Origin of the sequence: Nonomuraea sp. NPDC059007, from assembly GCF_042740555.1 — a bacterium.
GTDB lineage: Bacteria > Actinomycetota > Actinomycetes > Streptosporangiales > Streptosporangiaceae > Nonomuraea.
This window is the reverse complement of record NZ_JBHYJD010000027.1, coordinates 1-22,740: the sequence shown is the minus strand read 5'-3', so window position 1 is coordinate 22,740 and position 22,740 is coordinate 1. Positions and strand designations below refer to the sequence as shown.

At 70.6% G+C, this 22,740-nt stretch carries 18 protein-coding genes and 1 pseudogene; 15 read left to right on the top strand and 4 right to left on the bottom strand.

Annotated elements, in window-relative coordinates; translation table 11 throughout:
• The first annotated feature begins 8 nt into the window (after nt 1-8).
• The gene (locus ACFWY5_RS35570) at nt 9-770 is read left to right on the top strand and encodes an SDR family NAD(P)-dependent oxidoreductase (protein WP_379625040.1); all 762 of its coding nucleotides are present in this window, start codon (nt 9-11) and stop codon (nt 768-770) included.
• 1 nt (nt 771) lies between these two features.
• On the opposite strand, the gene ACFWY5_RS35565 is transcribed toward ACFWY5_RS35570, so the two are convergent.
• Together ACFWY5_RS35565 and ACFWY5_RS35560 are read right to left on the bottom strand one after the other, a co-directional pair.
• A complete protein-coding gene (locus tag ACFWY5_RS35565) occupies nt 772-1,395 on the bottom strand; it encodes a MerR family transcriptional regulator (protein WP_379637193.1) in 624 nt (207 codons plus the stop codon).
• Between the two features lie 16 nt (nt 1,396-1,411).
• A complete protein-coding gene (locus tag ACFWY5_RS35560) occupies nt 1,412-2,251 on the bottom strand; it encodes a LysR family transcriptional regulator (protein WP_379637191.1) in 840 nt (279 codons plus the stop codon).
• A 255-nt stretch (nt 2,252-2,506) separates the two neighbouring features.
• Between ACFWY5_RS35560 and ACFWY5_RS35555 the strand changes: the two genes are divergently transcribed.
• Nucleotides 2,507-3,538 carry an acetyl-CoA acetyltransferase gene (locus tag ACFWY5_RS35555; RefSeq protein ID WP_379625088.1) on the top strand — a complete coding sequence of 344 codons (1,032 nt, stop codon included), beginning with the start codon at nt 2,507-2,509 and terminating at the stop codon, nt 3,536-3,538.
• A 39-nt stretch (nt 3,539-3,577) separates the two neighbouring features.
• Nucleotides 3,578-4,108 carry an RNA polymerase sigma factor gene (locus ACFWY5_RS35550; RefSeq protein WP_379625046.1) on the top strand — a complete coding sequence of 177 codons (531 nt, stop codon included), beginning with the start codon at nt 3,578-3,580 and terminating at the stop codon, nt 4,106-4,108.
• Between the two features lie 53 nt (nt 4,109-4,161).
• Here ACFWY5_RS35550 and ACFWY5_RS35545 read toward each other — a convergent pair whose 3' ends face one another.
• Entirely contained in the window at nt 4,162-5,334 is a 1,173-nt protein-coding gene (locus ACFWY5_RS35545) for an RNA-guided endonuclease InsQ/TnpB family protein (protein ID WP_379637189.1), read from the bottom strand.
• A 113-nt stretch (nt 5,335-5,447) separates the two neighbouring features.
• On the opposite strand from ACFWY5_RS35545, the gene ACFWY5_RS35540 reads away from it, so the two are divergent.
• The gene (locus ACFWY5_RS35540; protein ID WP_379637187.1) at nt 5,448-6,290 is read left to right on the top strand and encodes a hypothetical protein; all 843 of its coding nucleotides are present in this window, start codon (nt 5,448-5,450) and stop codon (nt 6,288-6,290) included.
• On the opposite strand, the gene ACFWY5_RS35535 is transcribed toward ACFWY5_RS35540, so the two are convergent.
• The gene (locus ACFWY5_RS35535) at nt 6,280-7,221 is read right to left on the bottom strand and encodes an N-acetylglucosamine kinase (protein WP_379625050.1); all 942 of its coding nucleotides are present in this window, start codon (nt 7,219-7,221) and stop codon (nt 6,280-6,282) included. The two genes, ACFWY5_RS35540 and ACFWY5_RS35535, sit on opposite strands and share 11 nt — an antisense overlap.
• An 80-nt stretch (nt 7,222-7,301) precedes the next feature.
• On the opposite strand from ACFWY5_RS35535, the gene ACFWY5_RS35530 reads away from it, so the two are divergent.
• The 11 genes and pseudogenes from ACFWY5_RS35530 to ACFWY5_RS35480 all read left to right on the top strand — a co-directional run.
• Complete coding sequence (locus tag ACFWY5_RS35530; protein WP_379625052.1) at nt 7,302-8,171, top strand: MurR/RpiR family transcriptional regulator; 870 nt, start codon at nt 7,302-7,304, stop codon at nt 8,169-8,171.
• Entirely contained in the window at nt 8,172-8,906 is a 735-nt protein-coding gene (locus ACFWY5_RS35525; protein ID WP_379637185.1) for a sugar isomerase domain-containing protein, read from the top strand.
• Between the two features lie 12 nt (nt 8,907-8,918).
• On the top strand, nt 8,919-10,292 hold the full coding sequence (gene ngcE, locus ACFWY5_RS35520; protein WP_379637183.1) for an N-acetylglucosamine/diacetylchitobiose ABC transporter substrate-binding protein: 1,374 nt from the start codon (nt 8,919-8,921) through the stop codon (nt 10,290-10,292).
• Nucleotide 10,293: 1 nt separating this feature from the next.
• Nucleotides 10,294-11,232, top strand: a complete 939-nt coding sequence (locus tag ACFWY5_RS35515) for a carbohydrate ABC transporter permease (protein ID WP_379625058.1) — start codon at nt 10,294-10,296, stop codon at nt 11,230-11,232.
• Nucleotides 11,232-12,149, top strand: coding sequence for a carbohydrate ABC transporter permease (locus ACFWY5_RS35510; RefSeq protein ID WP_379625061.1), 918 nt, complete (start codon nt 11,232-11,234; stop codon nt 12,147-12,149). The genes ACFWY5_RS35515 and ACFWY5_RS35510 overlap by 1 nt, the downstream gene beginning before the upstream one ends.
• Nucleotides 12,150-12,166: 17 nt before the next feature.
• Complete coding sequence (locus tag ACFWY5_RS35505; RefSeq protein ID WP_379637181.1) at nt 12,167-12,724, top strand: GNAT family N-acetyltransferase; 558 nt, start codon at nt 12,167-12,169, stop codon at nt 12,722-12,724.
• 5 nt (nt 12,725-12,729) lie between these two features.
• The gene (locus ACFWY5_RS35500; protein ID WP_379637179.1) at nt 12,730-13,596 is read left to right on the top strand and encodes an SseB family protein; all 867 of its coding nucleotides are present in this window, start codon (nt 12,730-12,732) and stop codon (nt 13,594-13,596) included.
• Nucleotides 13,593-13,976: a hypothetical protein gene (locus ACFWY5_RS35495; RefSeq protein WP_379637177.1), complete on the top strand. Its 384-nt coding sequence runs from the start codon at nt 13,593-13,595 to the stop codon at nt 13,974-13,976. The genes ACFWY5_RS35500 and ACFWY5_RS35495 overlap by 4 nt, the downstream gene beginning before the upstream one ends.
• 85 nt (nt 13,977-14,061) lie before the next feature.
• Nucleotides 14,062-14,466 (top strand): YbaB/EbfC family nucleoid-associated protein, encoded by a 405-nt coding sequence (locus ACFWY5_RS35490; RefSeq protein ID WP_379625070.1) that lies wholly within the window; start codon nt 14,062-14,064, stop codon nt 14,464-14,466.
• Nucleotides 14,463-14,813, top strand: coding sequence for a hypothetical protein (locus ACFWY5_RS35485; protein WP_379625072.1), 351 nt, complete (start codon nt 14,463-14,465; stop codon nt 14,811-14,813). The genes ACFWY5_RS35490 and ACFWY5_RS35485 overlap by 4 nt, the downstream gene beginning before the upstream one ends.
• 27 nt (nt 14,814-14,840) lie before the next feature.
• Nucleotides 14,841-22,740 (top strand): annotated as a pseudogene (locus ACFWY5_RS35480) (hypothetical protein); the annotation flags it as partial.

The window sequence follows — 22,740 nt, the reverse complement described above, 5'->3', positions numbered from 1 at the left end:
TCGCCCGTATGGATCTCGGCATCGCGGGCAAGGTAGCACTGGTCACCGGCGGCAGCGCGGGCATCGGCCTGGCCTCGGCCAAGTCTCTGGCCAGGGAGGGCGCCAACGTCTGCGTGAGCGCGCGCAACCCCGAACGCCTCGCGGACGCGGTGGTCGAGCTTCAGGAGTTCGGCGGCGTCGTGCACGCCGTCCTCGCCGACGTGGAGGACCCCGCGGCGGCGGCGCGGGTGGTGGCCGAGACCCGCGACGTCCTCGGGCCCGTGGACATCCTGGTGGCCAACGCCGGCGGCCCGCCCGCCGGGCGCTTCGTGGACATGGGCCTGGCCGAGTGGGACGTGGCCGTCCAGCGCAACCTTCTCGGCACCGTCCGCCTGATCCACGCCGTGCTGCCCGAGATGCGCGCGCGCCGCTGGGGCCGCATCGTCACGATCACCAGCCGCTCGGTCCGCGAGGCCCTCGACGGCCTGGCCCTGTCGAACGCCACCCGGTCGGCCGTCGCGGGCGTCGTACGCACCCTGGCCAGGGAGGTGGCCGCGGAAGGCGTCCTGATCAACAACGTCCTGCCGGGCTCGGTCGACACCGACCGCCTGCGCGAGCTGTCCGGCAGTGCCGAGAACCTCGCCGCCCGTGCCGCCGCCACGCCGATGGGCCGCATCGGCCGTCCGCAGGAGATCGGCGACGTGGTGGCGTTCCTGGCCGGCGAACCGGCCTCCTTCGTCACCGGCGCCTCGCTCCTGGTGGACGGCGGCGAGACCCACGTGATCGCCTGAGTCAGCGGTTGAGGCGGCGGGCCGACTCCGACTCCTGGGCCAGGCGCCTCAGGGCGTCGAAGGCCTTGCCGTACAGGACGGTGCCGAGCACCAGCGCCTCCACGGCGGCGTCGCGCGGCCCGTCGAACGGGATGGTCGCCATCTCGAACTCGCGCACGATCCGGTCGGCCGCCTCGGCGTAGGGGGCGAGGTCCGGTGTCATGCCCAGGCTGCGCATCCTGAGGAGGATCTCGGCCAGTTCCGCCCTGGGCGGCGCGTCGGGGAGCACCCGCCAGCCGTGCTCGGCGACCACCCGGTCCACCTCGGCGCGGGCGACCTCCAGCTCGTCGCCGGGCTCGGCGGGGGAGACCTCGGGCGCGAGGGCGTAGTGGGCGGTGCCGAGCATGGTGTGGACGGGCAGGCTCTCGTCGTCCACCGCCTCGATGATCTTCTTGATCGAGGCGACGGGGAGCTTGCCCACCTCCAGCAGGGCGCGGATCAGGCGGAGCCGGCGCAGGTGCGTGTCGTCGTAGTCGGCGCGCGTGGCGGAGCGCTGTTCACCCGGGTGGAGCAGGCCCTCACGCAGGTAGTACTTGATCGTCGGCAGGGCGACACCGGACTCGGCGCTCAGCTCTGAGATGCGCATCGGTAGACCATAACGTCTAGCCGGAGCGTGCGAGCTGGCGGGCCGCGGTGACGAGGTCGTGCACCTCCGCCTGGCGGTTCCACAGGAAGACGACCTCGATGGGCGGCACCGCCTCCGCGATCGGCACGAACGCCAGCGCCTCCGGCACGGGAGTCCCCTTGCGTACGCACAGGGTGTAGCCCGCGCCGGATTCGACCAGGTTCACCGCCAGGTCGTGGGTGGCGGCGGCCGGGCCGAGGCGGGGGTGCAGGCGGTGGCGGACGAAGCCGGACAGGAACCGGCCGCCGTCCGACTCGGGCATGACCAGCGGCTCGGCGGCCAGGGCGGCCAGCGGCAGCGCGTCCTGGGTGGCCAGCGGGTGCTCGCGGGGGAGCAGGGCGTGGACGGCGGCGCGCTGGATGAGCGTGCGCGCCACGCCGCGCGGCAGCGTGCCGGGGGCGTAGCCGAGCCCCGCCTGCAGGCTGCCGTCGGTGATCGAGACGATCTGCTCCGCTGTGCTCATGGGCGCCACGCGCAGCCGGGGCCCGCCGGGCAGGTGGGACAGCAGCCGCGCCTGCACGTCGCCGAGCCCGTCCGCCACGCCGATGCGCAGCGCCTGCCCCTTGCCGCGGGCAGCGGCCACGGCGCGTTCGAAGGCGTCGACGGCGACGGTGGCTTGGGCGAGGAACACCTCGCCCGCCTCGGTGAGCCGCACGCCGCTGGACGAGCGGGTGAACAACTCCGCGCCGATCTCTCTCTCCAGCGCCTTGAGCTGCTCGGAGAGGGTGGGCTGGGCGATGTGCAGCACGCCGGCCGCGCGGCGCAGGCTGCCAGCCCGCGCGATCGCAATGGCGTAACGCACCTGGCGCAGATCCATCCATCACCTCGTTTATCGGCTTTCATCATCGGCCTTTCATCGGATCGAGTCCCGGTTTCGTGTCGGTGACTTTTCGCGAGCGTCCGGTAACCGAGCAAGCGCTTGCCTAACAACGGGCGCCCGGCTAGCGTGACGACTGTCGTCGCCCGCCGGGACGGATCGCGCCCCGGCCCGGTGGGCGGCCGCCGAGAAGCTCGAGAAGGGAGCCGTGACGTGCAGCCCTTCTCCGGCCGGGCGGCTATAGCGGGCGTGGGGATGACCGCGCTCACCAGGGCCTCGGGCCGCAGCGAGCTGGATCTTGCCGTCGAGGCCGTCCGGGACGCCTGCCGCGACGCCGGGATCGAGCCAGCCGAGGTGGACGCCCTGCTCAGCTACCACATGAACGACTCCGTCCCGGTGGTCCAGGTCGCCAGGGCCCTGGGAATCGAACGGCTGGGCTGGCACAACGACATCGCGGGCGGCGGCACCCAGGCCGCCTCCATCCTGGGCGACGCCGCGATGCTGATCCACTGCGGTATGGCACGAAATATCGTGATCTATCGGGCGCTGAACGGCCGCTCGGGCAAGCGGCTCAACGTCGCCTCCACCGGACCCCAGGAAGAGCTCACCCGCCGGTACGGCATGGCCGGCCCCATCCCCCTGTTCGCCCTGGCCGCCACCCGCTACCTCCACGACACCGGCCTGACCGAGGAGCACCTGCACGCCGTCGTCGCCCAGTCGCGCGACAACGCCGCCACCAACCCGCGTGCCCTCCGCCGCGAACCCCTGACCTGGGCGGACTACCAGGCCAAGCCGTACGTGTGCACCCCCCTGCGCACCGCAGACTGCTGCCAGGAGACCGACGGGGCCTGCGCGCTGGTCGTCAGCGGCGTACTCGCCGGCCCGCGCGTCCACGCGGTGGTGCGCGGCGGCGGCCCGGGATGCTCGGCCATGGACCGCGCCCCCGACGTCAGCGCGATCTTCTCCGGGCACGTCGCCCCGATGTTGTGGCGGGCCTCGGGCATGAAGCCGGCCGACGTGGACGCCGCGCTGCTCTACGACGCCTACTCGTGGCTGGTGCCGAGACAACTGGCCGACTTCGGGCTGGCCGAGGATCTGGACGGCTACCTGCTGGAACGCCGCCACGCCTGGGTGAACCGGCACGGCGGCCTGCTCTCCGAGGGGTACGTGCACGGGCTCAACAACGTGGCGCAAGCCGTACGGGAGCTGCGGGAGGACCGCGAGGTGGCGCTGGTGACGGGCTTCGGCGGCTCCTACGGCAGCGCCGCCCTCCTCACCTCTCCATAATTCCTGAAATGCTCAGGGCATCTCCGACATGGACATGATGTGAGCACCCAAGCCGACAGGTTCGCCGCGATCTACGCGGCGACCTACGAACAGATCCTCGGCTACGCCATGCGCCGCTGCGAGATCCCCGAGGACGCGGCGGACATCGTGGCCGAGACCTACGCGACCGCCTGGCGACGCGCCGACCGGCTCCCGGACGGCGACGAGGCCCGCCTGTGGTTGTACGGCATCGCCCGCAACACCCTCGCCAACCACCGCCGTGGCCAGCTCCGCAGGCAGCAGCGCAGCGCCGAGCTGAACGTCGACCTCGCCGACCTCTACTCCCGCACCCCGGAGAGCACGGTGGAGCTGGGCGCCATCGCCCGCACCTTCCGCGAGCTGAACGCCGACGACCGCGAGCTGCTCTCGCTGGTCGCCTGGGAAGGACTCGACCACGCCCAGCTCGCCACGGTCCTGGGCGTGTCCCGCAACGCGGTCCGCATCCGCCTGCACCGCGCCCGCAAGCGGTTCTCCCGAGCCCTGTCCAAGGCCGGAGTGACCGCCCACAACCTCGCGATGGAGTCAGCTTGACATCCTCCCCACGGCTGAAGCCGGGGGATTCCAGCCCTCGCGGGCTGGGGTTCCTACTTCACGGCCAGTTGCCCGCCCAGTTCGCACTGCTTGGGTCTTACACCGGCTCCACAGGCGTTTCGGCTCTCCGCCAGCCCGGCGGCGAGGATGTTCTTGGCCGCATTCACGTCGCGATCGTGGGCGGCGCCGCAGGCGCACTCCCATTCCCGGACGTTCAGCGGCATCTTGTGTTGCGGGGCTCCGCACGCCGAGCAAAGTTTCGAGGACGGGAACCAGCGGTCCACGGCCACGAGCGTGCGCCCGTACCAGGCGGCCTTGTACTCCAGCATGGTCCGGAACTCCCTCCAGGACACGTCCGAGATGGCGCGCGCCATCGAGTGATTCTTGACCATGTTGCGGACGGTCAGGTCTTCCACGGCGATCACTTGGTTCTCGCGAACAAGCCGTGTCGTGACCTTGTGCAGGTGATCCCTTCTGCGGTCGGCGATCCGGGCGTACACTCTGGCCATCCGCAGGCGGGCTCTGGCCCGGTTGGCCGAGTCCTTCTGTTTGCGGGTGAGCGCGCGCCGCGCTTTGGCCAGCCTGCGACGGTCCCGCCGCTCGTGGCGCGGGTTGATGATCTTCTCTCCAGTGGAGAGCGTGGCAAGTGCGGTGATGCCCGCGTCGATCCCGACCGTCTCCGAGACCGGGGCCAGCGGAGAGATCTTCTCCTCGACCAGCATCGAGACGAACCAGCGTCCCGCCGCGTCCTTGGACACGGTCACCGTCGACGGAACAGCGCCCTGCGGGAGCGGACGCGACCACACGATCGCGAGCGGGGCGTCCATCTTCGCCAGCGTCAGGGTCCCGTCACGCCAGCGGAACGCGCTGCGCGTGTACTCCGCGGACTGTCTCGACTTCTTCTTGCTCTTGAACGCCGGGTATTTGGCGCGCTTGGCGAAGAAGTTCGTGAACGCCGCCTGCAAATGACGGAGAGCCTGCTGCAACGGGACGGACGACACGTCGAACAGGAAGTCGAACTCGCCGCTGCGCTTCCACTCGGTCAGCTTGGCCGACGACTCCACGTAGGAGACGTGGCGGCCTTCGAGGGTGTAGACACGGGTCCGCTCATCGAGGGCCTTGTTGTAGACGAGGCGGATGCAGCCGAACATCCGGGCGAGCTCTCTGGCCTGTTCGGGGGTTGGGTAGAAGCGGTACTTGTAGGCCCGCTTCACGATCCGCGCCACGCGCACATTCTATCGCTCACACACCTGAGGGTCGTGCGGGTGTTCGATTTGCGGCACTATGCCGCTTCCTTTCCCACGCCTGAAGGCGGGGTCTCCATGCTAGGGAGATTGAGATGAACGAGTTGCGGCAGCTCGCCAGGGTGAGCGACGAGGATCTCGCGGGTCAGGCGTCCGGCGCGGGGGCGCGGGCGTTGCTGGCCTCGATCATCTCGGAGGAGCCGGTGAAGGAGCCGCGGCGCCTGCCGTGGAAGCGCCTGGCCGCGGCGGGCGTGCTCACCGCGGCGCTGGCCGCCGCCGTCGTGCTCGGCCCGAGCATCCTCAACACGCCCGGCAGCGCCACCTCCTACGCCAACGCGGCCATGGACATCAAGCTCGAGAACGGCATGTGGGTCGCCAGGATCAAGGACCCGTTCGCCGACCCGGCCAAGTACGAAGAGGCCTTCCGCGCCGTCGGGCTCGAGGTCAAGCTCCAACTCCAGCCCGCCACGCCGGACGCGGTGGGCGAGATCTTCCAGATCGGCAACGGCGGCGGCCCCGGCCGGCCGGGCAGCATCGCCATCGACAGCGAGCCCAGGCACTGCAAGATCACCGCCCCGGACTGCACGATGGTGCTCACGCTCTCGCCGGACACGTCCGGAGCGTGGGTCAAGGCCGGCCGTCCCGCCAAGGCGAACGAGCCCTACGCCAACGGCAACCAGGCCACGGAGGACGGCGGCTCGCTGACGGGGTACAAGGTCGAGGACAAGCAGGTGAGCGAGGTCGCCGCCGAAGCCGAGCGGCGCGGGCTCAAGGTCGTCTACCAGATCGTCGAGCCCAGTCCCGACGGCGGGCACGCCATGAACCCGAATGCCCAGTCAGCGGCGGTGGGCCAGGACTGGTGGGTCTGGGACGCCGAGGACGCCCAGCTCGGCGTGGTCCGCCTCCTGGTCAGCAAGGAGCACGTGATCAGGAAGTAGCCACGAACCTCCCGTGCAGCTCAGCGGCCCGTGACCCGAGCAGGTCGCGGGCCGCCAGCCACGCCGCCGCCCCCGCCGCGTCCTGCGCCGTGCGCACGGGCGTGTCACCCAGCAGTTCCTGTACGGCCTGCCGTACCGGCCCCGGGTTGGTGAGCACGCTGCCGGCCAGCACCACGGGCCCGGTCGTGTGCACGCGGCGCACGGTGGCCACGAGCTGCCCGGCCGCCTCGCGGGCGATCTTCCCGGCCATCGGATCGCCCGCCGAGGCGGCCTGGCTGACCAGGGCGGACAGGGCGGCCAGGCACATGTGGTCGGCCTGCGCGAGCCGTACGATCCGGTCGGCCGTGGCGCGCGGGGTCGTGCCGCGCTCGGCGCCGAGGAAGTGCGTGAGGACCAGTTCGGACAGCTCTCCGGCGGGCTCGCCGCGGTCGAGGCCGTGCACGACGGCCTTGGCGGCGGCGCGGCCGATCCAGAAGCCCGAGCCGGCGTCGCCCAGCAGCCAGCCGAGCCCGTCGGCGATGACCGACTGGCGGTAGCCGGAGATTCGGGCGGCGATCGCCCCGGTTCCGGACAGCAGCAACGAGCCTTCCGAGGCGGGTGATCCGGCGACGTAGCCGATGGCCACGTCGCCGATCATCTCCGGCGCCCGGGGGATGCCGTGCTCGGCCCAGAGCCGGGCGAGCTCGACGTCCATGACGTCCTGCTTGCCGGCGATGCCCGCCAGCGAGCCGACCACGGCGGTGGCATCGGCCGAGGCCAGCGCCTCGCGCAGGGCGGTGGCGATGTTGGCCACCGCCTTCTCGGCGCCGTGGGCGGAGGGGTTGCCCGCACCCGCCCGCGCGTAGCCGACGCGCTCGCCGTCGAGCGTGTGGACGGCGACGCGGGTGGAGGTCGCGCCGGCGTCCACGCCGACGACCAACGAATGAGTCACGGTCCCGATTTTGGGTCTTGACTCGACCGAGAAGCAAGAATAATTTTCGCCTGAAGACCGAGTATTCGGAAGGAATATTCGTGACTTCAGGGGCCCTTGGGCGCGTTGAGACAGAATTGCCGGGATTGCCGGAAGCACTACGCCGCGTGGGCGAGGTGATTCTGGGCGACCCGGCCGAGGCCGCGAGGTCCACGATCATCGCGCTGGCGGAACGGGCGGGCAGCTCGCCCGCGACCGTGACCAGGTTCTGCCGGGCCTTCGGGTTCTCCGGCTACGCCGAGCTGCGCGTGGCGCTCGCCACCGAGACCGGCAGGGCCGCGCAGGCCGGCTGGGGCGCGGGCGTCGGCCACGAGATCGGGCCCGACGACCCGCTCGACACGGCCATCGAGGTCATGGCGGCCGCCGACACCCGGCTCATTCAGGACACCGCCGCCCAGCTCGACCTCGACACCGTCGCCCGCGTGGCGGACGCGATCGTCGCCGCCCGCCGTGTCCTCCTGGTCGGCGTCTCCACCAGCGGTAACGTGGCGACGATGTTCGAAGGCAGGTTACGCCGCATCGGGATACCGGGCTGGAGCGCGTGCGACGCGCACGTGGCGCTGTCGGACGCGGCCCTGCTCGCCCCGGGCGACGTGGCGGTCGGCATCAGCCACCGCGGGCGTACCCGCGAGGTGATGGAGGCCCTGGTCGAGGCGTCCGGCCACGGGGCGCTGACGGTCGCGGTCACCTCCTTCGCCCGCTCGCCGCTGGCCGACCTGGCCGACCAGGTGCTCACCACGGCCAGCAGGGAGACCACGTTCAGGCTCGGCGGGCTGGCCGCCGTCCACTCGCAGCTCTTCGTCCTGGACGCCGTCTACGTCGCCGTCGCCCAGCGCACCTACGAACGCACCAACGAGGCCTTCGAGCGGACGATCAGCGCGGTCGAGAGCCACAGAGTCGAGAGAGGCTGAATGTCGTACGCAACACAGGTCCTGGACCTGGCCAAGTCCGTGATCTCCCGCCAGGAGCACCAGGTGCGCCAGGCGGCCAGGCTCATCGTGACCTCGCTGCGCGGCGGCGGCGTCGTCAACGCGTTCGGCTCCGGCCACTCCGAGGCCATCGCGATGGAGATCGCCGGACGGGCCGGCGGCCTCGTGCCCAGCAACCGCCTCAGCCCCCGCGACCTCGTCCTGTACGGCGGGCAGCCCGTCAGCGTGCTCACCAGCGAACTGGAGCGCGACCCGAAGATCGCCCAGCAGATCTACGACCTGGCGTCGGTCGAACCGCAGGACGTGTTCGTCCTGATCTCCAGCTCCGGCGTCAACGGCACCGTCGTCGAGCTGGCCAGGATCGTCAAGGAACGCGGGCACACGCTGATCGCCCTCACCTCGGTCGAGCACAGCAGCGCCATGCCCTCCCGGCACCCGTCCGGGCGCAAGCTGCTCGACCTGGCCGACGTCGTGCTCGACAACGGCTCGCCGTACGGCGACGCCATCCTCGAACTGCCCGGCGGCGGCGCCTACGGCGCCGTCTCGACGGTCACCTCCGCGCTGCTCGCGCAGATGGTCGTCACCACCGCGGTCGAGGAACTGGTCGCGCTCGGCGAGACGCCCCCTGTCTACCTGTCGGTCAACGTGACCGGCGGGGACGAACACAACAAGGCACTGGAGAGCCGCTACGCAGGTCGCATCAGACGCGGAGCATAAGGAGTCATAGCAATGTCCGACACCCCCCAGCTTTCCCGGCGCCAGCTCTTGCGCAGCGCCGCTCTCGTCCCCGTCGCCGGGGCCCTGGCCGCGTGCGCCACCCCGGCGCACCAGACGCCCGCGAGCACCGCGCCCGGCGCCGCGAAGGCGCTGGAGGTCTGGATCTTCGACGGCGGCTTCGGGCACAAGTACGCCACGGACATCCACCAGCCGTTGTTCAAGACCAAATATCCCGATGTGGCGATCAAGCACAACTTCACCAAGGAGATCACGAAGGTCCTGCAGCCGCGCTTCGCCGGCGGCAACCCGCCCGACGTGATCGACAACTCCGGCGCCAACGCCATGGACTTCGGCGCCCTGGCCCAGGACGGGCAGTTGCAGGACCTGACCCCGCTGCTGGACATGGAGAGCTGGGACGACCCGGCGGTCAAGGTACGCGACACGCTCGACCCGGCCGTGATCGAGATCGGCACCTACGACGGCAAGTTCTCGGTCGTCGGGTACGTGAACTACATCTACGGCATCTGGTACTCGATGAAGGCGTTCAAGGAGAACGGCTGGGAGGCGCCGAAGACCTGGGACGACTTCATCAAGCTCTGCGAGGCGATCAAGAAGTCCGGCAAGATGGCGCCCTTCACCTACGCCGGCAAGCACCCCGGCTACGCCCTCGACCCGATCCTCGTCACGGCCGCGAAGATCGGCGGCAAGGAGATCCTGCTCAACCTCGACAACCTGGAGGACGGCGCCTGGAAGGCCGAGGCGCTCAAGGAGTCGGCCACCCGCTGGGCCGAGATCGGCGCCAAGTACCTGATGGAGGGCACCGCCGGGCTCGACCACGTGCAGACCCAGACCGCGCAGAACAAGTACCAGGTCGCCATGCTCCCCTCTGGCTCCTGGCTGGAGAACGAGCAGCGCACCACCACCCCGCCCGGCTTCGACTACGCGATGTTCCCCGTCCCCGACGTCACCGGCTCCGACAAGCTCCCGCACGGCGCCCTCCACACGCAGCCGGGCGAGAACTTCATCGTCCCGGCGAAGGCCGCCAACGCCAAGGGCGGCATGGAGTACCTGCGGGCCATGCTGTCGAAGAAGGCCGCGGGCGAGTTCAGCCAGCTCGTCTCCACCGTGCCCACCGTCAAGGGCGCCGGCGAGGGCATGCAGCTGTCGACCGGCGTCAAGAGCGCCTCCGAGGCCTACGCCGCCGCCGGGGAGAACACCGTCTACTTCCGGTGGAACGCCTGGTACCTGCAGCTCAAGGACGAGAGCGCCGCCGCGACCGGCGAGCTCATGAGCGGGCGGCTGACGCCCGACAAGTTCCTGGAGCGCATGCAGAAGAAGGCCGACGAGATCAAGGGCGACTCCTCGATCAAGAAATTCAAGCGCTGACATGGGAGTTCCGGCCGCAGCGGTGCCGTCGTGGTTTCAGCGGCACCGCCGTACCCTCTTCATCGGCTCTTTTCTCGTCGCGCCGGTGGTGCTCTACCTGGTCTATGTGATCTCGCCCTACATCCAGGCGTTCCAGATCTCGCTGACCGACTGGCGGGGCGTGTCCGGCACGCCGAACTTCATCGGGCTGGACAACTACCGGCGGCTCTTCGACGACAGCGTCTTCTGGAAGGCGGTCACGCACAACGCGGCGCTGCTGGTGCTGCTGCCGGTCGTGACGATCGTCATCGCGCTGTTCTTCGCCTTCCTGCTCAACGTGGGCGGGGCCAAGGGCACCAGCGGGATCACCGGTTCCGGCTTCTACCGGGTGGTGTTCTTCTTCCCGCAGGTGCTCGCCGTGGCCGTGGTCGCCGTGCTGTTCCAGCAGGTGTTCAGGCCCGACGGCAGCGGCATGCTGAACGGCCCGCTGATGGCGCTCGGCGTCAAGCCGATCGGCTTCCTGTCCGATCCCGGGATCGCCTTCTGGTCGGTGCTCGGCGTCATGGTCTGGCAGGCCGTCGGCTTCTACGTCGTGCTGTTCTCGGCCGGGCTCGCCTCGATCCCGAACGACATGTTCGAGGCCGCCCAGATCGACGGCGCCGGGCGGATCAGCCTGTTCTTCCGCATCACGCTGCCACTGCTGTGGGACACCATCCAGGTGGCCTGGGTGTATCTGGGCGTCCTGGCGCTCGACGTGTTCGCCATCGTCTGGGTCATGACCGACCAGCACGGCGGCCCCGACTTCTCCACGACCGTGATGGCCGCAGAGATCTACCGCAACGCCTTCCAGTACTTCAGGTTCGGCTACGCCTCCGCGCTCGGCGTCATCATGTTCTTCTTCACCGTCGGCTTCGCGATCCTGTCGCTGCGGCTGTCCCGGCGTGAGCGAATCGAGTATTAATGACAACGCTGATCTCGTGGACGGTCGCGAACTCCCGCAAGATCGCCAGGAAGGAGCGCAAACGGCAGCTCGGCCCGCTGTCCGTGCTGACCCACCTGGCGCTGCTCATCTGGACCGTCCTCGTCGTGGTGCCCATCGTGTGGACCTTCCTCGCCTCGGTGAAGAGCGAGGACGAGATCTTCGGCGACGCCTGGTCGCTGCCGGCCTCCCTGCGCTGGGACAACTTCGCCCGCGCCTGGGAACAGGCCAACATCGGGCAGTACATGCTCAACAGCGTCGTCGTCGTCTCCTTCAGCACGTTCGGCACGATGCTGATCGGCTCGATGGCCGCGTACGTGCTGGCGCGCTACCCCTTCAAGGGCAACCGGGCCATCTACCTGATGTTCGTGTCCGGCCTGGCCTTCCCGGTCTACCTGGCCCTGACGCCGCTGTTCTTCGTCGTGCAGAACATGGGCAACGTGCCGCTGGTCGGCCCCTTCATCGGCCTCAACACCCATGCGGGGCTGGTGCTGGTCTACATCGCGTACTCGATGCCCTTCACGATCTTCTTCCTGGCCGCCTTCTTCCGTACGCTGCCGACGGCGGTGGCCGAGGCGGCCCTGGTGGACGGCGCCTCGCACACGAGGGTCTTCTTCCAGATCATGATGCCGATGGCCAGACCCGGGCTGATCAGCATCACGATCTTCAACGTGCTGGGCCAGTGGAACCAGTACCAGTTGCCCCTGGTGCTGCTGCAGGAGCGCGACAAGTGGGTGCTCACCCAGGGCATCGCCGACATCTCCACCGCCGCCGGCTACGACCAGGACTGGGCCGCCCTCTTCGCCGCCCTGACCCTGGCCATCCTGCCCATGCTCGTCGTGTACACGGTCTTCCAGCGCCAGATCCAGTCGGGGCTGACGACGGGCGCGCTCAAATAGCGGGGATCATGGGGTGCATGACTTCGGCATGGACGGGCGAGCGCGTACGGCTGCGCGCCATCGAGCCCGAGGATTGGGCGGCGTTCAAGGAGTTCGACGAGAACACCGAGGACCAGAGCAACGGCGACCGCCTCCACCCGCCGCGCTCGGCGGAACGGGCCAGGCAGTGGGCCAAGGAAGTGGCCGAGAAGGACCAGGGCCCCGACATCCTGCGCCTGGCGATCGCCGAGCGGTCCGGCGGGCAGCCGGTCGGCACCATCAGCACCCACGCCGTGGACCCCCACCACGGCACCTTCGAGTACGGCGTCGCCATCGGCCGCGCCCACCAGCGCCACGGCTACGCCGCCGAGGCCGTCGTCATCCTGCTCAGGTACATGTTCGGCGAGCGCCGCTACCAGAAGTGCGACGCCACCGTCTACGCCTCCAACGCGGGCTCGCTGGCGCTGCACCGGCATCTCGGCTTCACCGAGGAGGGCCGCCGCCGCAGGGGCCGCTTCCACCAGGGACGCTACGACGACATCGTGCTGTTCGGGATCACGGCCGAGGAGTTCGGCGAGCGGCACGGGCTCGGGTGACGGTGGTGGAGGAGCCTTTCGAGGAACGGCTCTGGGCGGCGTTCGAGGAGGGGCGTACCGCGCTCTGCCTGAGCCTGCTGAAGGACGCCGACCTGGCGCTGCCGATGTCGCGGGCGGCCTTCGAAGGCACCGAGCCGATCGTGTGGCCGACCGCCGAGGCGGACGGGCGCACGTGGGTGCTCGCCTACACCTCGCCCGAGGCCATGGCCACCGGGTTCGGCCAGATCACCGAGCACTTCCGCATCGTCTCCATGGTCGAACTGGCCGCGGGCTGGCCCGACCCGCACTGGGGGCTGGCGATCAACCCCGGCATGACCGTCAACTTCAACCTGGAGTCGGGCACCGTCGCCAGGCTCGCCGTGCCCACCCTGGTCCAGGACCTTGCGCTCGCGCCGGAGTCCGGCGTGCCGGTGGTGCAGAAGCTCCTGCATCCGACCGAGATCCACGACCTGCTGATCGAGCGCGAGCCCAGGGTCTCCGGCTACTGCCACCACGCCCTCGACGTCTCGCACATCGCCACGCCCGCCGTACTGGCCGACGCGCTCGCGCAGCCGGGCTTCCTCACCTCCGAAGGCACGCTCAACCTGCTGCGCTGGCGGCCGGTCGGGCTGGAGATGTACCGCACGCCGTACGGGGGGACCGACGAGGCGGGGAGAGAGGCGGTGGCCGGGTGGGTCGTCGAGGAGCCGCCCTTCGTCGGGCTCGGCCTGGTGCCCAACCGCGACCAGGTGATCCGCGAATACAAGGTGTACGGCGTGGCCCTCACCCACGGCGCGGAGATCTGGGAGCTGACCACCGCGGGAACCGAGGTCCGGCGCGCGGTCTACCACGGCGACCTGCGCCGCTGGTTCGCGATCGGGCGGGCCGCGTGAGCGGCTACCGGGCGCGCTGGCGCGGCGCCGACTACCCCGCCAGCCCCGACGCCACCGCCCTGGAGGTCTGGGTACGGCTGCGCCGCGAGGAACCCGCCGATGGCTTCACCGAGATCGAGCCGGGCTGCCACGTCAGGATCGTGCCCGCGGCCGAGTGCGAGGCCCTGTGGGCGGTGTTCACCGTGTGCACGTGGGGCGGGCGGGAGTTCCTGGTCCGCGACGAGCGCGAGGACGCGTTGCTGCTGGAGTATCTGGGCGGCTCCGCGCCGGAGGCCGTGGCCCTGGGGATGGAACGCGCCGAGCGCGGCGTCTACCGGCGCTGGGTCCCACGTGCGGAAACCGGCGAACCCACCGAACAGGCGCTCGACATCAGCCCGTGAGTCCCGGATTTTTCCCCCGATCTTGTCGAATGGTGTTCATGTGTCGGAAACTACCTCTTAACACCTGTGTGGTCAGGGAGGTGAAATGGAGTCGTCCAACGAGAGGGACGCCGCGGGACTACAGGCCTACGCCGACGAGCTCCGCACGACCTTCATGCGGCTCCAGAGCGAGGGGGCAGAGCTCCACGCCAGAGCCAGGTCGTTGCAGGTCACGGAGAAGTCGCGGGACGGGCTCGTCAACGCCACCGTGGGCTCGCGCGGCGAGCTGATCAGGCTCGACCTCGATCCGCGCATCTACCGGCACCCCGACGCCAGGACCCTCGCCGACACGATCACCGAGACCGTCCAGCGGGCCGGTGAGAAGGTCCGCGAGCAGCTCCTGGAGCTCTTCTCGCCGCTGATCCCCGCCGAGCAGATGCAGGCGCATCTCGACGGCGACCTCGAAACCGTGATGGCCCAGTTGGCCGATCAGATGGGCGGGCGTAGATGAGCCGGGACGAGCATGGCATCGAGATCTACAAGCCCGTCGCCTACGAGGGCATCAACCAGTGGTCCACGATGGCCGGCGACATGGAGCGGGAGGTCGAGCGGCTGGCCGCGGAGGTACGGGCCTGCCTCGCCACCACACCCTGGGGCGACGGCCTGGAGGGCAAGGCCTTCTGGCAGAAGCACTTCCAGGACGACGGGCCGTACAAGATGGTCTACCGCTTCACCGACCTGCCGAACCAGTTACGCGACGCCGGGGACCGTGCCCGTCAGGTCGTCGACAACGTACGCACCACCGACACCGGGATGGGCCAGGAAATGCTGGCCCGCGCCCAGAGCAAAGATGTCTGACAGTGAGGAGCGGATGACGGGAACGGCGTGACGACGACCAGCGGCGGGCAGCCCGGCACCGGGTCCGAGGTCCTGGGCGCGGGCGGCGGCCGGCCACAGGGCTGGGCGCTCATCGACAGAGACGTACGGCCCGCCTGGGAGAACTCGACGCTCCCCGACTGGGTCAACAACTGGCTGATCCCCATGCTCTCGGGCGGCCAGAAGTGGCCCAAGGCCAGCGAACACGCCCTGTCCAAGCTCGCTCAGTCCTACGCTGATCTCGGCGTCGGCGCCACGGCCCAGCTCGACGACGCCGGCCGGGCCGCGAGGAAGATCGTCTCCGGCTGCGCCACCCCCTCCATGTACGGATTTGTCGGGCGGGCCCAGGAGTTGTGCGGGCCGCAGGCCGGCATGGTCGGCATCGCCCGCGACGCCGAGGCCCGCTCGCTGGAGGCCGGCAACTTCGCCATCGAGACCCAGTACTCCAAGCTCTCCGTCAACGTCGCCTTCTGGGTCACGGTCGTCGCCATCGCCATCGCCCTGTTCGTGGCGTTCTTCACCGCCGGCTCCTCCGCGCCGCTCGTCGGCCCCTTCGCCACCGCCGCGCGCGCCGCCATCACCCGCATCCTGTCCAGGCTCGCCGCCATGGCCGGGCGCGAGGTCGGCGCCGCGGGCCTGGCCCGCCTCACCGTGCTCAGCGGCGCCACCGGCCGCGCCGCGCTGCTGCGGCTGCTGTCCACGCCGCTCGGCAAGGAACTCATCGAGGAGATCGGCGAAGAGACCTTCATCGACGCCATGGCCCAGTGGCAGCAGATGAAGATGGGCACGCGCACCGAGTGGGACTGGAAGAAGACCGCCGCCTCCGCCGTCGGCGCGGGCGTGGGCGCCGGGGTCGGCATGTGGCTGACCAGGCCCGTCTCCCGGGTCACCCGCTTCGTGCCCGGCTTCGGCGGACGGGCGCTGACCACCGGCATCACCAACGCCTTCGCCTCGCCGGTGGGCAGCATGGCCGCCAACACGCTCGTCTACCAGCAGCCGCCGGGCAATCCGTTCACCGCGGAGGCCATGCTGGGGGCGTTCATGGGCGGCGTGGGCCGTACCGGGACGATCAGCCCCTTCAACCCCGACGTCTTCACCGCGGTGACCCACCCGCTGTCCTCGCTGGCCTCGGCCAACGACCTGGCCAACGCCGCCGACCTGGCACGCTCGGGCGACACGCCCCCGCCGCCGTCATCTCCGCCGGGCACCGGCGGCGGCCCCGGCACCAACCAGCCGGGCGGCCCGGTACCGACCGGCGGCATGAACACCGCCCCCGGCACCGGCCCGAACACCCCCAACAGCCCGAGCTCACCCAGCCGTAGCGGCCAGAGCGGCCAGAACCCGCAGCAGCCGAGCCCCGACCCCGCCACGCGCACCGGCCGCAACACCACCACCCAGCCCGCCCCGAACACCCCCCAGCCCGACCCGAACGCGGCCCCCCAGCCCGACCCGAACGCGGCCCCCCAGCCCGACCCCAACGCGGCCCCCGCCCCCGACCCCAACGCGCCGCAACCCCAGGCTCCCAGCACGCCCCAACCCCAAGCCCCCAACACGTCGCAGAACCCGGCCGCGAACCCGGGGGCCGGCCAGCCCACCGGATCCGGCCAGAACCAGGCCCAGCCGCCCGCCCCGGACCCGAACGCCGCCCCAGCCGCTCCCGACCCGAACGCCGCCCCCGCGTCCGCGCCCACCCCCGACCCGAACGCCGCCCCTGCCGCCCCGGACCCCAACGCCGCACCCGCCGCCCCCAACGCCGCGTCCGCTCCGGACCCCAACGCGGCGCCGAGCCAGGCACCGAACGCGGCCTCCGCGCCGGACCCCCAGGCCGCGCCCAACCCCGACCCCGGCGCGTCGCAGGGCCAGGCCACCGGCACGGGCCAGACGTCCGCTCCCGATCCCAACGCCGCCCCGGCACCCGACCCCGGAGCGACCCAGACGGCCACCTCGGGCCCGGACCCCGGCGCGCAGCAGACCCCCGGTGTCGCCCCGGACCCCGCCCTCACCCCGCAGCCCGGCCAGCCGCCCACCCCGGTCCCCGCCCCGGCCCCGGGAACCACCCAGCAGACCACCCAGAGCGGCAATCAGACAGGCGGCCAGACGGGCAATCAGACCGGCAATCCGACGGCGGCCGGCACCACCCCCTCGCCCGCCCAGGAGCGGAAAGCCAAGCTCGCCGCCAAGCAGGCGATCGACGAGGCCCTGCTCCACCTGGCCCCAGAAGGCCTCTGGCTGCAGGACGGCAGCGTGCTGCTGGCCGACGACGGCGGCCGGGCCGTACAACTGTCGGCTCAAGCGCTCGCCCAGGCCGCGCAGTCGCTGCAGCAGAACGCCAAGGACGGCGCGCGCGAGGACCGCCTGCGCGCGCAGGCGGCGGCGTGGCTCGGCGCGGAGATGGCGCGGGCGACCGGACGGCCGGAGGCGGAGGGCGCGCTCGACGCGCTGGCCCTCCTCACCCAGCGCTCCCCGCAGACCAGGCAGGCCGCGACCGAGGTGACCGAGGCGGTGCTCGCCGCCAACCCCGGCACCCGCGCGCGCACCCTCGCCGAGGAGAACCCCGCGGCCGACCTCGGGCTGAGCCCCGGCTACCACCAGTCCGCCGCCGACGAGCTGACCAGGCGGGTCACGGCGCTCGGCACCCCGCGGACCACGACCCCCGCCCCGGGCACCACCCGCAGGACGCCGGCCGGCGCGCCGCCAAGACGCCGCCGTCCGCGCACGTCGCGGGCGGTCCCGGGGACGCCGTTCGCCGCGGACACCCGTCCCACCCCACTCAACGACCTCGCCGACCCCGAGGTCAAGGCACTGATCACCGGCAACGAGATCAAGCCCGGCGACTTCGGCGGGGACGTCCGCTCGATCGTGTGGTCGGCCTCCGGCCCGCAGATCCAGGTGACCAGCGATGGCCAGGGCACCCAGCACTTCGAGGTGCGTTACGAACGGCCGGGCCTCGACACGCACGCCACCGTCACGGTCGGCGCGGGCACCGCCGCCGACCCCCACGTGGTGCACCTGTCGCCGCGCCTGCACCCCGGCCTGGTCTCCACGACGCTGGTTCACGAGATCACCCACGCGCTGCAGGACCTGGCCGCGCCCCCGAGGCAGGGCGTGATCAGGAACACCCTGGACCGGCTGGCCGGCCGTACCACCGACGCGTGTGTCGCCGCCCGCTACAACGAGCACCGCCACCTCGCCAGGCGCTACCTGGAGACGAACGACCCGGCCAAGCAGCGCGACCTGCTCGGCCTGATCCAGGTCATCGCCGAGGACCTGACGCGCCGTGGCGCGAGCCCGCCGGTGTCCCCGGAACAGACCGGTGACCAGGGCGTACGCCCACCGCCGCCGCCCGCCCCCGAGACTCCGGCGGCCGCCTCCGCGCGGCTCGCCCAGGAGCAGGCCGACGCCCTGACCCAGGCGGTCGCCGGCCTGGACGCGCGGATCGCCTCGCACGAGAAAACAGCAGAGCAGGCGAAAAAGGATAAACAGGACGCCAGGAAGGAGGTGAAGAAGGCCCGGAACGAGCGCGACAAGTTCGCCCCCGAGCGCGAGCGGCGGGCGAGGGCGGACTTGAAGAAGCACCGGGAGATTCAGGAGCGCCACCAGCGCATCGTCGCCGCCTACACCGAGGCGCGGGACGCCGCGAAGGCGGCGCAGGAGGGCTACGCGAAGCTGGCCGCCGACCTGGATTGGCACAAGAGCGCCACCCCCGGCGTCGTGGCCGCGGCCGCGAGCGCGCTGGCCGACACGGAGGCGGAGGCCAAGAACCTGCTCGACGCCTACGACGCGGCGCTGCGCAAGGCGGTACCCGACCGGGAGATCCTGCCGAACGCGATGGTGACCGACAGGTTGCCGCACATCACGAGGCTGACCGAGCGGCTCAACGCGGCCATGCGCGCCCAGAAGATCGACCAGACCTTCACCCCCGACCAGCTCCAGAGGGTGCTGAAGGCCCACTTCCGGCGGCTGGTGACGACGGAGGGCGCGGTCCTGCGGGTCGGCGTCCACCACCAGGGCGAGCTTCGGATCAAGCTGTCGACCAAGGAGCTGGTCGAGGTTCTCGGGCACGCGGCGAACGCCTCCGAGATGATGGTCGGCCGCCTGCCGCAGGGCGGGCTGACGGTCGCGGCCGCCTTCGCCCGCGCGCACGCCCTGAAGCTCGGCGGGAAGGCGAAGGGCCTGCTGCCGTTCGTGAAGCTCCTGCCCGAGGGCAGCGACGTCAGGGACGCCATCGAAGCGGTGATCAGGACGTCCGGTCCGGGCGCCGACTTCAACTACTCCCGTACCCGTTCGGTGAACGGCAGCTCCACCGACCACGTGGTCGGCGGCGCGGTCGAGGACAACCGCGGCGAGTCCACCCTGTTCGCCGCCGAGGCCGAGTGGCAGATCGACATCCGCACCTCCCAGAAGGACGGCTGGAAGAGCGTCGACTCGGTCAATACCGGGACCAGGAGCGACGCCAAGGACGTGCGGATGTGGGTGGGCATGGCGCACACCGACCGCTCCGACGGCAAGTCCATCACGATGGCGGAGCTGGAGGCCAGGTTCCCCGGCGTCTCCAACCTGGTCGACGGATTCCCTCCGCACCTGCTGCTCGGGATCAGCGGAACCGAGGACATGTTCGAGGCGGCCGTCACGGCGCTCGGGAGCGCCGCCGGTATCGGCACCGACCTGCGCCACCAGCTGCGTACCTTCCTGTACGAGAAGTGGCACAGCCAGATGGCCAACTCCATCAACTCCGGCGTGCAGGCGCAGCTCACCAGGAACGGCCGCCCGTACGCGCGCGTGGAAGTGGTCACGACCCCCGTGTACGGCCAAGCCCGCCGGGTTGGCGTCTCGACCGACGAGCGCTGGAGGGAGGACCTGGGCGTAGCGGTGACCACCGCGAACGGCGGCCAGTCGTTCGGGTACTCCGTCGACGGCTCCGTCAGCACCGAGCAGGTGTTCGACGACCTCGGCGAGGAGGCCGGAGAGCTCCTGAACACCAGCGCCGAGGGTAAGTGGGGCGCGGGAAGCGGCCACGGCAGGTCCAGGTCCGAGGGGGTCAGCGCGGGCGGTACCGCGTACAAGCCCGTGGTGGACCGCAGCATGGAGCACCAGCAGAACGTCATCGTCGGCTACACGGCCGAGCTGCGGATCACGCTGGAGAGCGGCGTGGCGCTCGACACGATCGAAACCGCGGGTGAACTCCACATGGTCATGGCCGAGTCGGACGCGGCCCGCGCCGGCCTGCCCTTCGATCCCGCCGCCGTGCGGTACAAGCGGGACGGCACCCCGCGCCGCGACAGCCAGGGCCGTATCCTCCTGCGCGACGACCCCAAGGAGCTGAAAGCCCGGGAGAAGGAGGAGAAGAAGGGCGAGAAGGCCCGGCCGATCTGGCAGGGCGATGATGCGCACCAGATCCCGGACGCGGTGTTCGCCCTGGTCAGGGAGGTGTCGAACCTCCCCCAGGTTCTGGAACAAACGATCAAGAACTTGACTGGGCTCGGCCTGCTGCCCCCCATCGTCAACGGCCGGCCGGTCTTCCCGTCGGACGACGCGCTCAAGGCGGCCTCGCAGTACGACAACCTGGTCGAGGTTTCCAGCCAGCTGACCAACCTGCGCGTCAGGACCGGCCTCAACCAGGCGATCCAGCAGAACATCCACTTCGACCTGACGATCAACAGCCGCTTCCACGCCACCGAGCACTTCACCGTCGAGGTCGACCTCAGGGCGAAACTCGACACCACGGAGATCGTCGCCACCACCGACAAACGGGCGATGGCGCTGCTCAACATCGGCTCCAACACCGGCGTCGCCTCGTCGGGACACGGCCGTTCCACCAACGCCAACGGCGGCGTGAACGCCGGTCACGCCCCTGAACCGGACACCGAGGGCGCCAAGTACGGCGCCAGGACCGGAGCCGGCGCCGGGGTCAGCAAGAACAGCGGCTCCAGCATGGGCGACACCGGCAACGACGTGACGCTCATCGAGACCTCGACGGAGATGGCCGTCACCCGAACCGATGGCGAGATCATCGTCACCCTCCGGCAGGAGGGCGAGGAGGCGGTGGAACTTTCCCGCGCGGACGTGGTCATCACGATGATGACGCCGACCGACCTGATGCTCGACCCCGACCGTCCGCCGGGGGAGTGGCAGCCGATCCCCGCGGACCTGATCGACCAGGCCACGCTGCTCCACGTCGACACGCGCGGCTTCCTGGACGCGGCCAGGCAGATCGTGCCCCGGCTGATGGGCTGGGCCTCGCCCGCCTTCCACCACATCGCCGGCTTCCTCGGGGTGCACAACGTCTCGGCGCACCCGTTCAGGAAGTCGCCCTACCTGACGCGCTTCGCCGTACGGGGGAAGGGGCGGTTCGGGCCGGCGCACGGGTGGCTCAAGCTTGACTGGAAGCTCGGCCAGATGGAGTTCCTGACGTCGAGCCCGCTCGTGATCGGCGACATCTTCCTGCAGTTGTTCAGCCAGGGCACCTCACTCGGCACGTCCTCCAACGTCGGACCCAACGCCGGCGGCGAGTTCGGCCACCAGGAGTCCGACAACGGCGGCCTCGGCCCCAGCGCCGGCGCGAACGCCTCCTGGAACCAGGGCCGCAACGCCTCCAGGCTGCTGATCTGGGGCCGCGAGCGGCTGACGATCGACATCGGCCAGCAGTACATCTTCCGCGCCTCGGCGGAGTTCCCGATGTCGGCCTTCGACCCGGGTGACGGCGCCAAGATCAGGACCGTGAACGTGGACGGCCGCACCGTCCTGTTCTCGGTGCCGGAGGAGGTCGTCCTGCGGATGTACGCGCAGGGCGACCTGCAACTGCCCCTGCACCAACTGGCCGACGCCGTGGAGCGTTTCCTCGACGGAAACCTGGAGATCGACCGTACGGTCGCCGTCCCGCTGGCCAAGCGCTACCTCATGGAGCTGCGCGCGCACGACAGCGCGGGGCTAAAGGAGGTCCCGCTGACCGACCGGCACACGCCCCAGGCCCTGTACGAAGCGCTGGCCAAGCTGCCCGGCATGGCCGAGCTGAAGCAGGAACCGGAGGGCTCACGCATGACCAAGGCGGCCGAGCTGGCCGCGAAGGTCCGCAAGGTGATCCTGCCGAAGCACATCGCCACCCAGATGGGCATGACCAAGATCGACAGCGCCACGTTCACCAAGGACGGCGAGCGCACCGAGATCTTCGACGCGGTCCGCGACGCCATCGAGAAGATCGCGCCCGGCTCGCTGCTCAGCGACCCGGCCGTGCTGGACAAGCTGGACGGCTCGCTGTCCGGCAAGCGCTGGCGCGGAAAGATCGACAACATGCTCGGCCGCGGTCACACGGACACGTTCACGATGCGGGTCGGCTCGACGGGCAGGGCCGAGCGGTTCATCATCAAGATCAAGATGAAGCTCAATCCCGAGGCGGAGGACCTGGGCCGGACGAAGACCAAGGTGCCCCTCCACCAGGACTACACCTACGAGGAGGACGGCGTCACCCAGTCGGTCGGCCGCAACCTCGGCACGGAGCTCAAGGGCGCCGACTCGGAGACCTCGGGCGGCCAGGACATGTCCGCGTCCACGGACAGGAACCGCTCCCGCTCGGGCTCCTACTCCAGCCAGGAGACCTCGGTTGAGCGCTACGGCGGCGCCGCCGACATGCACCGGGTCAAGCAGAGCGGCACGGTGACCATCTCGGTGGAGCGCAGGCCCGAGCGGGTGCGCTTCGCCGCGCTCAGGAAGGGCCCGCGCCGCCTGGCCGACAAGGTGTTCCACCCCGGGCGGCGCGCAACGGAGCCTGTCGAGCTCAAGGTCGAGATGGTCCGTCTCATCGAGTCCGACGAGGTGATGCCGGCGGAGAACGCCCCCGCCACCCAGCCCGCGACGGTACAGATCGACCCGCGGCCGGTCCGCCGTCTTCTTTTGTTGTGTAGATCTGTGTGTT

Bases quoted from the DNA above. Each gene is read 5' to 3' on its own strand.
- ACFWY5_RS35570 (WP_379625040.1), top strand. From the start codon at position 9: ATGGATCTCGGCATCGCGGGCAAGGTAGCACTGGTCACCGGCGGCAGC.
- ACFWY5_RS35565 (WP_379637193.1), bottom strand. From the start codon at position 1,395: ATGCGCATCTCAGAGCTGAGCGCCGAGTCCGGTGTCGCCCTGCCGACG.
- ACFWY5_RS35560 (WP_379637191.1), bottom strand. From the start codon at position 2,251: ATGGATCTGCGCCAGGTGCGTTACGCCATTGCGATCGCGCGGGCTGGC.
- ACFWY5_RS35555 (WP_379625088.1), top strand. From the start codon at position 2,507: ATGACCGCGCTCACCAGGGCCTCGGGCCGCAGCGAGCTGGATCTTGCC.
- ACFWY5_RS35540 (WP_379637187.1), top strand. From the start codon at position 5,448: ATGAACGAGTTGCGGCAGCTCGCCAGGGTGAGCGACGAGGATCTCGCG.
- ACFWY5_RS35525 (WP_379637185.1), top strand. From the start codon at position 8,172: ATGTCGTACGCAACACAGGTCCTGGACCTGGCCAAGTCCGTGATCTCC.
- ngcE (WP_379637183.1), top strand. From the start codon at position 8,919: ATGTCCGACACCCCCCAGCTTTCCCGGCGCCAGCTCTTGCGCAGCGCC.
- ACFWY5_RS35515 (WP_379625058.1), top strand. From the start codon at position 10,294: ATGGGAGTTCCGGCCGCAGCGGTGCCGTCGTGGTTTCAGCGGCACCGC.
- ACFWY5_RS35510 (WP_379625061.1), top strand. From the start codon at position 11,232: ATGACAACGCTGATCTCGTGGACGGTCGCGAACTCCCGCAAGATCGCC.
- ACFWY5_RS35505 (WP_379637181.1), top strand. From the start codon at position 12,167: ATGACTTCGGCATGGACGGGCGAGCGCGTACGGCTGCGCGCCATCGAG.
- ACFWY5_RS35490 (WP_379625070.1), top strand. From the start codon at position 14,062: ATGGAGTCGTCCAACGAGAGGGACGCCGCGGGACTACAGGCCTACGCC.
- ACFWY5_RS35485 (WP_379625072.1), top strand. From the start codon at position 14,463: ATGAGCCGGGACGAGCATGGCATCGAGATCTACAAGCCCGTCGCCTAC.